3 protein-coding genes are annotated in these 15,460 nt (G+C 60.1%); 2 read left to right on the forward strand and 1 reads right to left on the reverse strand.

Annotated features, from left to right (window positions below):
- Window positions 1-28 precede the first annotated feature (28 nt).
- Window positions 29-5,209, forward strand: a complete 5,181-nt coding sequence (locus ACSOSP_RS16000) for an Ig-like domain-containing protein (protein ID WP_455308194.1) — start codon at window positions 29-31, stop codon at window positions 5,207-5,209.
- A gap of 432 nt (window positions 5,210-5,641) precedes the next feature.
- Window positions 5,642-10,801 (forward strand): Ig-like domain-containing protein, encoded by a 5,160-nt coding sequence (locus ACSOSP_RS16005; protein WP_455308196.1) that lies wholly within the window; start codon window positions 5,642-5,644, stop codon window positions 10,799-10,801.
- A 578-nt stretch (window positions 10,802-11,379) separates the two neighbouring features.
- On the opposite strand, the gene ACSOSP_RS16010 is transcribed toward ACSOSP_RS16005, so the two are convergent.
- Window positions 11,380-15,414 carry an Ig-like domain-containing protein gene (locus ACSOSP_RS16010; protein ID WP_455308198.1) on the reverse strand — a complete coding sequence of 1,345 codons (4,035 nt, stop codon included), beginning with the start codon at window positions 15,412-15,414 and terminating at the stop codon, window positions 11,380-11,382.
- Window positions 15,415-15,460 lie beyond the last annotated feature (46 nt).

Consider the following 15,460-nt stretch of genomic DNA (forward strand, 5'->3'; position numbering starts at 1 on the left):
AGTGTTTCAAGCAGACAGGATCAACTAAATGGCGAATCAAGCACAAAACTCGAACCAGGCGACTATCAGGTCGGTCGGCACGGCAATCTTTGGCGGCACGGCGAACAGCGCGAAGCCCGCGATCGTGGGTACGGCGGAGCCCCACAGCAGTGTCGAGATCTTCGATGGCGTGCGCCTGATCGGTACTGCCGGCGCCGAGATGTACGGCAACTGGACGTTCGCGCCGCCCAGTAACATGAGCAGCGGTGTGCACCAGTTCACCGCTCTCGCGATTGACGCCACCGGTGCGTCCGGACAAATGTCCACGCCAGTTTCGGCATCCATTCCGGTGGTGGCTCCGGTGGTGCAGGCACCGCCGGTCATCGAAAGCGTCATTGGAACAGCCGGTACGGCGCAAGGCAATGTTCCATCGGGTGGCACGACCGAAGATGCGCGACCGACCATCTCCGGCACGGGCATTCCGGGCGACACGGTGTATGTGTTCCTGGCAAATTCGAGCAACTACGGCGGCCAGACTTACGGTGCGGGCGATACGGTTGTAGACGCCAGCGGCCACTGGTCTATCAGGTTGAACACGGGCATGCCGCTCGGACTCAACACGATCACCGCGACGCAGTTTGCACCGGGCGCGGCGCAAAGTGCAGCATCGGCGGCGTGGGCGGTCACGGTTGCAGCGAGCACGCCTGCGACGCCCGCCGCGCCGACCCTGACGGACGACAACTCCAACGCGATTCACGCAGGCAGCGCGACTTACGATGCGCACCCGCACATCAACGGCACGGGCGTAGCAGGCGACATCATCAAGGTGTACGACGGCAGCGCGGTGCTGGGTTCGACCACGATCGGCTCGAATGGCCAATGGACGTTCACGCCGGCGAATCTGCCAGCGGGTTCGCACAGCATCAACGTGACGGAAACGAACGCGGCGGGCACGTCGAGCGCGCATTCTGTGTCAACTGCTTTCTCGGTCGATCCGTCGTTGATTTTCCCCGCGATCACGTCGATAGCCGACTCGGTCGGGCCGATTCAAGGGAACATCGCGCAAGGCGGCGTAACGGATGATCCGCGCCCGGTGTTTCACGGCACAGGCGTACCCGGCGACGTGGTGACGGTAGGGGATGGCTGGTACACAATCCTCGGATCGGTGGTGATCAATGCGTCGGGGCAGTGGACGTTTCAGCCAGCTGCGAATCTGTCCAATGGCATCCATTCTGTCGTTGCCATAGGGAAACTTGCGGGCAGTTGGTCGGGCGTATGGAATTTCACAGTCGACACCACCACGCCGGCGACGCCTGCCGCACCAACTTTGACTGACGACAACGGCGCGGCGATTCCGGCAGGCACCACGACGAACGACAACCATCCGCGTATCAACGGCACGGGCAAGGCGGGCGACATCATCACGGTGTACGACGGCAGCACGTTGCTGGGTTCGACCACGATCGGCACAAATGGTAAATGGACGTTCACGCCGGGGAATCTGCCGGTCGGCTCGCACGCCATCAACGTGACGGAAACGAACGCGGCGGGTACGGCGAGCGCGCACTCGGGCAGCATCGGATTCACCTATTCGAACCTGGCGTTGCCGCCTGTGATCACCAACGTGGTGGACGCGGTCGGTCCTGTCCAGGGCACGATTCCAAACAACGGCGTAACGGACGACTCGCATCCTACGGTGAGCGGCACGGGTACGGCCGGTAACACGGTGTACATCTTTCAGAATGGCAGCAGTTGCGGTAGCGCGATCGTGGATGCAACAGGTCATTGGTCGGTGACGATTTCCGGCGCCTTGAGCAACGGCGTGCACGCCATGTCGGCAACTCAATTTGCCAGCGGACAAGACCAAAGCGCGTCATCGAACACGTGGACGATTACGATCGATACCACGACGCCGGCCGCGCCCGCCGCACCGACGCTGACGGACGACCACTCCAACGCGATCGCCGCAGGCAGCACGACTTACGATGCACATCCGCATATCAACGGCACGGGCGTAGCGGGCGACATCATCAAAGTGTACGACGGCAGCACGTTGCTGGGCTCGACCACGGTCGGCACGAATGGCCAATGGACGTTCACGCCGGCGAATCTGCCAGCGGGTTCGCACAGCATCAACGTGACGGAAACGAATGCCGCAGGCACGTCGAGCGCGCATTCTGCATCTACCGCTTTCTCGGTTGATCCGTCGTTGGCCATTCCCGCGATCACGTCAGCCGTTGACTCGGTCGGGCCGATTCAAGGGAACATCGCGCAAGGCGGCGTATCGGACGATTCGCGCCCGGTGTTTTACGGCACGGGTGTGCCGGGCGACGTGGTGACGGTATGGGACAACTGGACGAATCCTCTTGGTTCGGTGGTGGTCAATGCATCGGGGCGATGGGCGTTTCAGCCCGCTACGAATTTGTCCAACGGCGAACACTATGCTGTTGCGCTGGGGAAGCTTGTGCCTGGCTGGACCGTCGCATGGAACTTTACGGTTGACACCAGCACGCCCGCGACGCCTGCCGCACCGACCCTGACGAACGACAACGGCGCGATGATCTGGGCGGGCAGCGCGACAGCCGATGCGCATCCGCACATCAACGGCACGGGCAAGGCGGGCGATCTCATCAAGGTCTACGACAACGGTACGGCAATCGGCTCGGTCACGGTGGGTAGCGACGGCAAGTGGTCGTTCACGCCGTCCGCGGACCTGTCCGATGGTGCACACCGGATCACGGTGGTAGACGTGAATCTGGCTGGCACGTCGAGCGCGGCGTCGGCCGCAACCAGTGTGGTGATCATGACGGGCACGCCGGCAACGCCCGCCGCCCCAACTTTGACGGACGACAACTCCAACACGATTCCTACAGGCAGCACGACTTACGACGCACATCCGCACATCAACGGCACGGGCGTAGCGGGCGACATCATCAAGGTGTACGACGGCAGCGCGTTGCTGGGCTCGACCACGATCGGCTCGAATGGCCAATGGACATTCACGCCGGTGAATCTGCCAGCGGGTTCGCACAGCATCAACGTGACGGAAACGAATGCTGCGGGCACGTCGAGCGCGCATTCTGCGTCTGCTACCTTCTCCGTCGATTCATCGATGGGTATTCCCGCGATTACGTCAGTCTTCGACTCGGTCGGGCCGATTCAAGGGAACATCGCGCAAGGCGGCGTATCGGACGATCCGCGTCCGGTGTTTTATGGCACGGGCCTGCCGGGCGACGTGGTGACGGTATGGGACAACTATACCAATGCTCTCGGATCGGCAGTCGTCAATGCCTCGGGGCGATGGGCGTTTCAGTCAGCCACGAATCTCGCCGACAAGTCACACACGATTGTTGCGGTAGGGAAGCTCGTCTCCGGCTGGAACGCCGGCTGGAACTTCACGGTTGACACCAGCACGCCGGCGACGCCTGCCGCACCGACCCTGACGAACGACAACGGCGCGATGATCTGGGCGGGCAGCGCGACAGCCGATGCGCATCCGCACATCAACGGCACGGGCAAAGCGGGCGATCTCATCAAGGTCTACGACAACGGCACGGCAATCGGCTCGGTCACGGTGGGTAGCGACGGCAAGTGGTCGTTCACGCCGTCCGCGGACCTGTCCGATGGCGCACACCGGATCACGGTGGTAGACGTGAATCTGGCTGGCACGTCGAGCGCGGCGTCGGCCGCAACCAGTGTGGTGATCATGACGGGCACGCCGGCAACGCCCGCCGCCCCAACTTTGACGGACGACAACTCCAACACGATTCCTACAGGCAGCACGACTTACGACGCACATCCGCACATCAACGGCACGGGCGTAGCGGGCGACATCATCAAGGTGTACGACGGCAGCGCGTTGCTGGGCTCGACCACGATCGGCTCGAATGGCCAATGGACATTCACGCCGGTGAATCTGCCAGCGGGTTCGCACAGCATCAACGTGACGGAAACGAATGCGGCGGGAACCTCGAGCGCGCATTCTGCGTCGACTGCGTTCTCGGTTGATCCATCGTTGATTTTCCCCGCGATCACGTCGATAGCTGACTCGGTCGGGCCGATTCAAGGGAACATCGCGCATGACGGCGTAACGGACGATCCGCGTCCGGTGTTTCATGGCACGGGCGTGCCGGGTGATGTGGTGACGATCGCAGACGGCTGGTACGCAACCCTCGGATCGGTAGTGGTCAATGCATCAGGTCAGTGGACGTTGCAGCCAGCCGCGAATCTGTCCAACGGCATACATTCTGTCATTGCCTTGGGGAAACTTGCGGGCACTTGGTCGGGCGTATGGAATTTCACGGTCGACACCACCGTGCCGGTGACGCCTGCCGTACCGACCTTGACTGACGACAACGGCGCGGCGATTCCGGCAAGCACCACGACGACCGATGCGCATCCAAACATCAGCGGTAAAGGTGCGCCTAGCAACGTGATCAAGGTGTACGACGGATCAACGCTCATTGGGTCGACCACGGTCGATTCCAGCGGCCATTGGACCTTCAAGCCGTCGAGCGATCTGGCTAGCGGGTCGCACAGTATCTCGATAACCGAGATCGCTCCAAGCGGGACGAGTTCATCGTCGAGCGCCATTGCAATTGCGGTGGGTAAGGTTTTCGCGACCTTCGACCCGGCTGTCCACGCTAACGACTCATCGCAAGCGGCGTTGGTTGGTGATGCGAATCAATCCGCGACGCAAACCAATCACCATACGGTTGTCGGCGAGCACGACGCGTTCGTGGGTAAGCTTGCCAATGGCAATGAGACGGTGGACTTGAACGCGGACCCGGCTTCCTACTTCAAGGAAAGCACCGCGCATATTCAGGGTGCGGGTGGTAGCGCCATCGACACCTTGCACTTGTCGGGCGGTCACCAAGTGCTGGATCTGAGTTCGCTGACGGGTCAAACCGCAGCGGCAAAGATTTCAGGTATTGAAGCGGTGGATCTGGGTGGTCAGCACAACGCGCTGAAGCTGTCCCTGACGGACGTGCTCAATCTGGGCGAAACCGACCTGTTCCAGAAGGACGGCAAGCAGCAGATGATGGTTCAGGGAAAGGAAGGCGACACGGTGGACTTGTCGAACACGCATATCGCCGGTCTGGCTGACGGCGAATGGGCGGTGCACGGCACGGCAGTGGTTGGCGGTGCGACGTACAACGTCTACGAGCATTCGGGTGCGCATACCGAATTGCTGGTTCAGCAAGGCGTGCAGGTCGCATTGCATAACTAAGCAAAGTTTCAAACAGGGCTGCTGATTCGCAACAGGAATCGGCGGTCATGAAACCAACCGAAGCACAAAGCCGTTGCGGGAATGCCCCCGCAACGGCTTTTTTTATTGGTGCGCCTTGCCGGGCACGATCCTGGAGGTGCAAGTCTTTCCGCGAGTCCGGCACTTCGATTCTGCTGTTAAAACCGCTCGACTGCTGAATGAATAGAAATTTAACCTTCAGTGCGGTTGCCCTGCGGATTATCCCTGCGGCGGGCTGCATTTAGGAATTTTCGTGTAGGTACTCCTCGCCGTAATCGTCAAGATCGCGCGACGACGCGCCGGAAACTCACGGGTACTCAGTTGCCCTACTTGTCTTTCGGGGCGGTCGGTTTGTCTCGCATCAATTGGTTCAACGCTGGCTCCTCTCATTTCACTACACAAAAAGGGAAAAACATGGCACTCCAGACATTACCGCCATCCGCGGCCGTTATTTCGTCTGTTGGCTTGGCGGTGAGCGGTGGCTCGACCACCAGCACTACGCCGGTCATCAAAGGTACAGCGGACGCCGGGGACATCGTCAGTGTTTATGACGGCATCCGGCTTCTCGGTACGGCACTCGCGGGCGCAGATGGCAACTGGTCGTTCACGCCCACCGTCGCGCTGAAGGCCGGAACGCATAACTTCGCGGCGATTCCCCAGGACAGCCACGGCAACGTTGGCGCGTCGTCTAACGTAGTGAATATTCAGATCGTCCCGAATACCACGCCTGCACCGGTTATCACCAACGTACTCGATACAGTGGGGACTTCCGCCGACCTCGTGACAATCCCGTCCGGCAGCGCGACCAACGGCAACCAGCCCACGATCAGCGGCACGGGCGTGATCGGTGACACGGTCACTATCTACCAGAACGGCACGGCATGCGGCAGCACCGTAGTCGACGCCACCGGTCACTGGTCCATTAAAGCTTCACCGGCAATGTCGGACGGTACGCACGTCATGACGGCTACCCAGATCGGCAACGGACTGGCGCAAAGCGGATCGTCGAACGCCTGGTCGATCAATATCATCACCAACGCGCCAACCACGCCAGCTGCGCCGACCCTGACGGACGACAGCGGTGCGGCGATTCCGGCTGGCAGCACGACGGCCGACGCTCATCCGCACATCAACGGCACAGGCGTTGCGGGCGATGTCATCAAGGTGTACGACAACGGCACCGAAATCGGCTCGACCACGGTGGGTGGCGACGGCAAGTGGTCATTCACGCCGAGCACGGACCTGTCCAACGGCACGCACAGCATCACGGTGGTGGACGTGAACGCAGCAGGCACGCCGAGCGCGGCGTCGGGCGCAATCAGCGTGGTGATCGCCGCCGGCACGCCGGCCACGCCCGCCGCACCGAGCCTGACGGACGACAACGCCAACGCGATTCCCGCGGGAAGCGCGACCTACGATGCACATCCGCACATCAACGGCACGGGCGTAGCGGGCGACATCATCAAGGTGTACGACGGCAGTACGTTGCTCGGTTCGGTCAAGGTAGCAGGAAACGGCACCTGGACGTTCACGCCAACGACGGACCTGTCGGCGGGCTCGCACAGCATCAATGTGACGGAAACGAATGCGGCGGGCACGTCGAGCGCGCATTCCGCGTCGACTGCCTTCTCGGTCAATCCGTCGCTGGCGCTTCCCGTGATCACGTCGATAGTCGATTCGGTCGGGCCGATCCAGGGCAACATCGCGCAAGGTGGCGTAACGGACGATCCGCGTCCGGTGTTCCACGGCACGGGCGTGCCGGGCGATGTGGTGACGGTGGGAGACAACTGGAACAATTTTCTCGGATCGGTCGTCGTGAATGCATTGGGGCAGTGGACGTTTCAGTCAGCCACGAATTTGTCCAATGGCGCACATTCTGTCGTTGCGATGGGGAAACTTGTGTCCGGTTGGTCGCCCGTATGGAGCTTCACGGTCGACACCACCACGCCGGCTACACCTGCCGCACCTTTACTGACGGATGACAACGGCGCGACCATTCCGGCGGGCAGCACGACCAACGAGGGCCATCCGCACATCAGCGGCACAGGCAAGGCGGGCGACATCATCACAGTGTATGACGGCAGCACCGTGCTGGGCTCGACCACGGTAGGCTCGAATGGTCAATGGACGTTCACGCCGTCGTCGGATCTCTCGAAGGGCTCGCACAGCATCAACGTGACGGAGACGAACCTGGCGGGCACACAAAGCGCGCATTCGGCCAGCGTTTCGTTTACCTATGCTGTAGTCACCGCCCCCACGGAGACGGTCGTGATCACGAACCTGATCGACCATACGGGGGGCGGCAACGTTCCTTCGGGCGGCTCGACCAAGGACACCTCGCCTGGGGTTCAGGGCACGCTGTCTTCTGGCTTGCTGGCGGGAGAGACGGTGGTGATTTATCGCGACGGCGTGAAGGTGGGCAATGCGACGGTGTCAGGTACGGGCTGGACGTTCCAGGACTCGGGCCTGGCTGTGGGTAGCCACTACTACGAAGCGCGAGTGGAAAGCAGCGCGGGATACGGTCCGACGTCCAATCACTTCACCTTCAACGAGATCGCCCCAGCCCCCGTGGCCCCCACGGAGACGGTCGTGATCACGAACCTGATCGACCATGCGGGGGGCGGCAACGTTCCTTCGGGCGGCTCGACCAAGGACACGTCGCCTGGGGTTCAAGGCACGCTCTCTTCTGGCTTGCTGGCGGGAGAGACGGTGGTGATTTATCGCGACGGCGTGAAGGTGGGCAATGCGACAGTGTCAGGTACGAGCTGGACGTTCCAGGACGCGGGCCTGGCTGTGGGTAGCCATTTCTACGAAGCGCGGGTGGAGAGCGGCGCGGGATACGGTCCGACGTCCAATCACTTCACCTTCAACGAGATCGCCCCAGCCCCCGTGGCCCCCACGGAGACGGTCGTAATCACGAACCTGATCGACCATGCGGCAGGCGGCAACGTTCCTTCAGGCGGCTCGACCAAGGACACGTCGCCTGGGGTTCAAGGCACGCTGTCTTCTGGCTTGCTGGCGGGAGAGACGGTGGTGATTTATCGGGACAATGTGAAGGTGGGCACTGCAACAGTGTCAGGTACGGGCTGGACGTTCCAGGATTCGGGCCTGGCTGTGGGTAGCCATTACTACGAAGCGCGGGTGGAAAGCAGCGCGGGATACGGCCCGACGTCGAATCATTTCACCTTCAGCGAGATCGCCGTCCCCACGGATCCGATCGTGATCACGAACCTGGTCGACCATACGAGTGGCAGCAACGTATATTCGGGCGGCTCGACCTCGGACAAATCGCCTACAGTTCAGGGCACACTGGCTACCGGCTTGCAAGCGGGAGAGACGGTGGTTGTTTATCGGGACGGCAATAGGCTCGGTCAGGCGACGGTATCGGGTACGAGCTGGACGCTCCGGGATTCTGGCGTGGGTGCGGGAAGCCACTACTACAACGCGAGGGTGGAGACCACCAGCATTGTGGTGGCGACGTCCAGTACGTTCAACTTCACCGAGGCCGGCTCGGTTCCCGTGACTCCCACGGAGACGCTATCGATATCGTATCTGATCGATCATTTGACGGGCGGCGCCGTTTATTCGGGCGGCTCGACCAAGGACACGTCGCCTGGACTTTGGGGCACGCTGTCTTCTAGCTTGCTGGACGGCGAGAAGGTCTCGGTGTACAGGGACGGCAGCTACGTTGGGGTCGCGACGGTGTCGACTTCGGGCTGGTTGTTCCAGGACTCTGGCGTAGGGCAAGGCAGCCACTACTACGAAGCGCGAGTGACAAACAGCGTCGGAAGCGGCCCGATGTCTAGCCGTTTCTCGTTCAGCGAGGGTAGCGCGACCCTCCCGGCCCCTACGGAGACGGTCGTGATCACGAACCTGATCGATCATACGGGGGCTGGCAACGTTCCTTCGGGCGGCTCGACCAAGGACACCTCGCCTGGGGTTCAAGGCACGCTGTCTTCTGGCTTGCTGGCTGGAGAGACGGTGGTGATTTATCGCGACGGCGTGAAGGTGGGCAATGCAACAGTGTCAGGTACGGGCTGGACGTATCAGGACTCGGGTCTGGTTGTGGGCAGCCACTTCTACGAAGCGCGGGTGGAAAGCAGCGCGGGGAACGGCCCGACGTCCAATCACTTCACCTTCAATGAGATTGCCGCGGGCCCCGTGATCCCCACGGAAACCGTGCAGATCACAAGTCTGAATGATCACTCGTCGGGCGCGAATATTCCGGCGGGCGCCACGACGTCGGATACTGCACCAGTAGTTCATGGCTCGGTGAGTTCGACATTGCAGAGCGGCGAGACGTTGGTAGTCTATCGTGACGGCAATAAAGTCGGCAACGCGACCATGAGCGGAACAAGCTGGACGTTCAACGATTCTGGTGTGGGAGCTGGAAACCACACGTATACCGCGCGCGTGGAGAATAGCGCAGGAAACGGCGCGTATTCGTCGGGGTATGGTTTTACTGAGGCTCCTGTCGTTACCAACATTTCAGGGGTCCTACTGATTGATTGCCAGGGGATAAATCCGAGGGGAGATGTGTATACTACGGGGTATAGATTCTATTCAGGAGTCACCGGACCTTTTGGACAGTCATATCTTGAGGTGGTTGGCCGGCCCGGTGCGACTGTATACACTTACGATAACGGCCGGTTAATCGACACAAAAGTTATACCAGCGAACGGTACACCGTTAAATACTCCCCTTGGTAATGGTCTCTGTAGTTGGTTCGTCATGTTGAATAAATTATCCAATGGAACCCATGCGTTTACCACGAAGCAAGTACTGAACGGACAGACGCAGGATGGTTTATTTCCGTTCATAGTTAATTCAGGTGGCACCGTGACTTATGATACGAATGTTAACAGCAATTCCTTTTCAAATGGCACAACACCACCCGTTGTCCCTGTCCAAGCCACGCGAAACGTCGCGGCCAACGAGGCCGACGCGGCGTCAGTCGTAGCGGATCCAACGCAAACGGATTCCAATAAGGTTGCGCCTGTAACGTCGAATCAGGAGCCGTCTGAACAACCGCAACACGTCGCAGTTGGCGATCACCAGGCCTTCACCGGTACATCCGGACACGACACGGTGGACCTGAACATGGATCCGGGCTCCTACTTCAAGGAAACGATGGCTCACATTCAGGGCAGCACGGTTCATCCGGTAGACGCAGCGGGCATTGCACCGGTGGTTAACACCCTGCATCTGGCAGGCGATCATCAAGTGCTCGATCTGACATCGCTGACTGGCAAGACGGCGGCGGCAAAGATCTCGGGCATCGAGGTCATCGACTTGGGCGGCCATGAAAACAGCGTGAAGCTGTCGCTGACCGATGTGCTGAATCTGGGCGAACCGGACTTGTTCGTAAAGGACGGTAAGCAGCAGATGATGATCAACGGGTCGGATGGCGACACGGTGGATCTGTCGAACGCGCACATTGCGGGCGTGGCCGATGGTCAGTGGCAGCAGGAAGCCACCGCCGTGGTGGGTGGCGTCTCGTATAACGTCTACGAGCATTCGGGTGCGCATACCGAATTGCTGGTTCAGCAAGGCGTGCAGGTCGTAGTGCATTAACTGAGCAAAGTCGAAAAACAGGACAGCTGGTTCGTAACAGGAACCAGCTGTCCTGAAACCAGGCGAAGCACAAAGCCGTTGCAGGCATGATCCCGCAACGGCTTTTTTGTGTGCGTCGTTCAAAGGGCGGCTCTGGAGGTAGAAGTCATCCCGCGAGTTGTGACCGACCGGCGCGTCCAGTCCAGACGCAAGCTGTCAATTCCCTCATGCTTTTGCCGCGTACAAATGGCACTGTCTAAACAAGAAACTCATGAACACAGAGGAGGGGTTGGCCGAAGCGCGTGTGGAGCGAAAAAAATTGACATTCGGTCGTTGACGAAACGCGCCATATGTTTAAAGACGGTAGCAAAGGACGTTCAGTTGCTTCGGTCGCGTGCTTATGGAGTCAGTGCGCACCGGGTTTTGGACTGGCGTAAGCAACGCCATCTAGGGCTGGTGAGCCCTAATGTGACTGACACGTCGTCTCCGCCGGTTGGTGCGATACAAAAGCAACGGCCGTTCGAAAAACTCAGAACGGCCGTTGCTTTGCTGCTATTCAGTCGGCTTCGCCAAGCAAGCAAAAAGCCGACGTTCAACGCTTAGTGCACGACGAACTGCACGCCTTGCTGAACCAGCAGTTCCGTATGTGCGCCCGTATGTTCGTAGACGTTGTACGTCACGCCGGCAACCACCGCCGTGCCGTGCGCCTCCCAGTCACCGTCAGCCACATTGGCAATATGCGTATTCGACACGTCCACCGCGTCGCCGTCCTTGCCCTGAACCATCATCTGCTGCTTGCCGTCCTTCTGGAACAAGTCCGTTTCGCCGAGATTGAGGACGTCGATGAGCGACAATTTCAGCGTATTGTGCTGGCCACCAAGATCCACCACTTCAATGCCCGAGATCTTCGCTGCTGCAGTTTTACCCGTCAGCGAGGTCAGATCCAGTACTTGATGGTCGCCCGTCAAATGCAGCGTGTCGATCGTACCGCCCTTCGCACCTTCAATATGTGCTGTGGCTTCCTTGAAGTACGTTGAAGGATCGGCGTTCATGTCTACTGTCTCGTTGCCGTTAGCGGCTTTGCCAACGAATGCGTCGTGTTGGCTGACAACGGTGTGGTGCTCCGGTTGCGGCGAGGCAAGCGCGCTCGCATCACCGTGATCTGGAACAGCAACGTCAGACGCCATGACTTGCATGGTGGCGCTGACCCCTGACAGATTCGCGTAAACAGTCCAATCAACCGAAGGGGCCGAGGATGTACTGGCATACAGGTGCGCCGCCCCTGGCTGATTGACCGCAAAGTCGATAGTGAAGTTTCCGGACGTAGAGGTAAAGCCATGCCCACTCCAGAAATCCTTTGTCAAAGTAAAAGTGATCAGGCCATTTGTGACGACAGGGCGATCGGCGCCTAGCATATTTTCGCCTTTAAACCCGCCACCGGTAAGGTACACACCCACAAGGGAGCCATTAAACGATGGGTCGACATACGCCGTGAACGTCACCGGTCCGCTGCATGAGCCGCCTTTTGCAATAGCGTTTCCTCTGGAATCCTTGGCGCCGGTAATCACAACGTACTGCGTCGCGAAGCCGAAAACCGCAGATGCACTGCTTGTTTGTCCCGCACCGTTGGTGTCGGTAGCAGTCAAATTGTGGTTGCCGTTCGCCAGCATTGCAGACGGCTTGAAGGACCAGGTTCCATTCGTGGCGACTGTAGTCGAACCTAACAGCGTACTGCCGTCGTAGAGCTTGATGATGTCACCCGCGTGGCCCGTGCCTGTGACGGTCGGTTGGCCATCGGTGGTCATGGCGCCCGGTGCTACGTTGCCGGTCATAGGGCCCACCGCTCCTGCCACGGAGACAATCGCGGGCGCGAACGCGACCGTGCTGATCACAATGTTGACGGCACTCGACGCCGCGCTCGAAATTCCTGACGGGTTCACTTCAATGACATTCAAGCTATGCGACCCGCCGGACAAGTCGGTCGACGGCGTGAACGACCACTTGCCGTCCCCACCAATGGTTGTCGAGCCAATCAGATAACCGTTGTCGTAGACCTTTATTATGTCCCCTGCTTTGCCCGTGCCGTTGATATGCGGATGGCCGTCGTTCGTCGTCGAGCCTGCGGGAATCGCCGCACCACTGTCGTTGGTCAGGGTTGGCGTGGCAGGCGTGGCCGGCGTGCTCGTGTCAACCGTCAACACCCAAGCCGTCGATGCCGCGCTTTGCGCCGTGCCCGGTGCAAACTGTGTCGCGGTGATTGTGTTCAGGCCCGATGGCATGTCTTTGTTCAGCCTGATGGACCAGTGGCCGTTGGCGTCGACAACGGTATCGCCTGCACCGTACGGCTGGCCGTTGTAGTTACTCGAATTCGCCAGGTAGATGTACAAGGTGTCGCCCGGAATGCCGGTACCCGAGATGGTCGGACGCGTATCGTCGGTCGTGCCGCCCGACGGAACGTTACCTTGCACCGGACCGACTGCATCGACCACCGATGTAATCACCGGCGAGGGCGCCACGTTCGAGTATGTGAAGCCGATGCTGCCCGAATGTGCGCTCGACGTACCTGCCGCGTTCGTTTCCGTCACGTTGATGCTGTGCGGGCCAACCGACATGTTCGCCGGCGTGAACGTCCATTTACCGTTCGGGCCGATTGTGGTCGAGCCCAGCACCGTGCTGCCGTCATACACCGTGATGATGTCGCCTGTCGTGCCCGTGCCGTTGATGTGCGGATGATTATCGCTCGTCGTGCTGCCAGCCGGGATTGTCGTACCGCTGTCGTCTGTCAAAGTTGGCGTGGCAGGCGTCGCTGGCACGCTAGTATTGACCGTCACGACGATTCCATTGGAAAAGTTGCTGAACGTACCAGCCGCGTTCACCGCAACTGCCTGAAGGCCGTGCAGTCCGTCGCTCAAGTTCGATGGCGTGAACGTCCATTGGCCATTCGTACCGACCGTAGTCGAACCGATTACCTTGGCGCTGTCGAGCACCATGATGGTAGTGCCCGCGGCGCCTGTTCCGTTGATATGCGGATGATTATCGGCTGTCGTGCTGTTCGCGGGAATGATGGCGCCATTGTCGTCGGTCAGGTAGATGACAGGCGTTGCCGGTGCGCTCGTGGCAACCGTCACTACAATTCCATTGGAAAAGTTGCTGAACATCCCTGCCGCGTTCACTGCATATGCCTGGAGGCCATGCAAGCCGTCGTTCAAGCTCGACGGGGTGAACGTCCACTGGCCATTTGCACCGACCGTAGTCGAACCGATCAGCTTGGCGCTGTCGAGCACCATGATGATGTTGCCTGCAGTGCCCGTACCGTTGATGTGCGGATGATTGTCGCTCGTCGTGCTGTTCGCGGGAATGATGGCGCCGTTGTCGTCGGTCAGATAAATGACCGGTGTCGCCGGCGCGCTGATATTAACCGTCACATGAACGGGGTCGGACGCCAGGCTCGGCGTGCCTGCCGCATTCGTCTCGGTTACGCGGATGTCATGCACACCGGGTCCCAGGTCCTGCGACGGTGTGAACGACCATTTGCCGTCGCTGCCAATGATGGTCGAACCGATCATCGTGCTGCCGTCGTACACCTTGATGGTGTCGCCCGCCGTGCCGGTACCGTTGATGTGCGGGTGGGCGTCGGTGGTCGTGCCGCCTGCCGGAATTGTCGCGCCGTTGTCGTCGGTTAGAGTCGGACTTGGCGGCCTAGCCGGCGTGCTGGTGTCCACGATGAATTTGAAATGCGTGGATTGTCCGCTGGTTGTGCCGGCCGTGTTTGTGTCCGTGGCGTAGACATCGTGAATGCCGTTCGCCAACGCGCTGACCGGCTTGATCGACCATGTGCCGTTCGAATCCACCATCGCTGAACCAATCAGCGTGTTGCCGTCATACAACTTGACGATGTCTCCTTTCGCGCCCGTGCCCGCAAATGCCGGACGGGTGTCGTCGGTCGTGCCCCCAGCGGGAATCTGGCCTTGCACCGGACCGACCGAATCTGTCGCGCTGGTGATGACGGGTGGGACGGGAACACTGGCATCAATCACTACCGGATAGTGCCCCGACGGAACACTCGGAACACCCGCCGGGCTGGTTTCGATCACGTAAAAGTCGTGCGGACCGGAGGCCAGGTCCTTGTTCGGCATCACCACCCAATGTCCCGTGCCGTCGATGATCGCGGTGCCAACCGGCGTCACACCGTCGTACATGGTGATCGTGTCGCCCGGTGCGCCTGTGCCGTTCATTTTCGGATGCGGGTCATTGGTTGGATTGGAGAGCACGTGGCCCGCGTCGTCCGTCATGCCGCTGACTACCGGCGTCGCAGGCGTGACCGGCGTACCGCTCGGCACCGTGACCGACACTGGCGTGGAAGACGGACCGAATTCGCCGTCGCTGTTAACCGAAATCGCGGCGAACGCGTGCTTGCCTGCCTTGAGGTCGGCTGGCGGTGTGAACGACCATGTTCCGTTTGCCGCAACAACTGCCGTACCAATCATGCGTACGCCGTCGTAAATATCGACGATTGTGCCCGCATCCGCCGTGCCCGTGATGACCGGGCGTGTGCTGTTGGCAATGCCTCCGTCAACCGCAAGCCCAACCGATGTAATGACTGTTTTAGATGGGGTTTGAAGAATTGTAGTCATATATTTACCTGTTTCGATGAGAATCGATAAGGATTCCTGATCGCGC

Source organism: Caballeronia sp. KNU42, assembly GCF_053760385.1.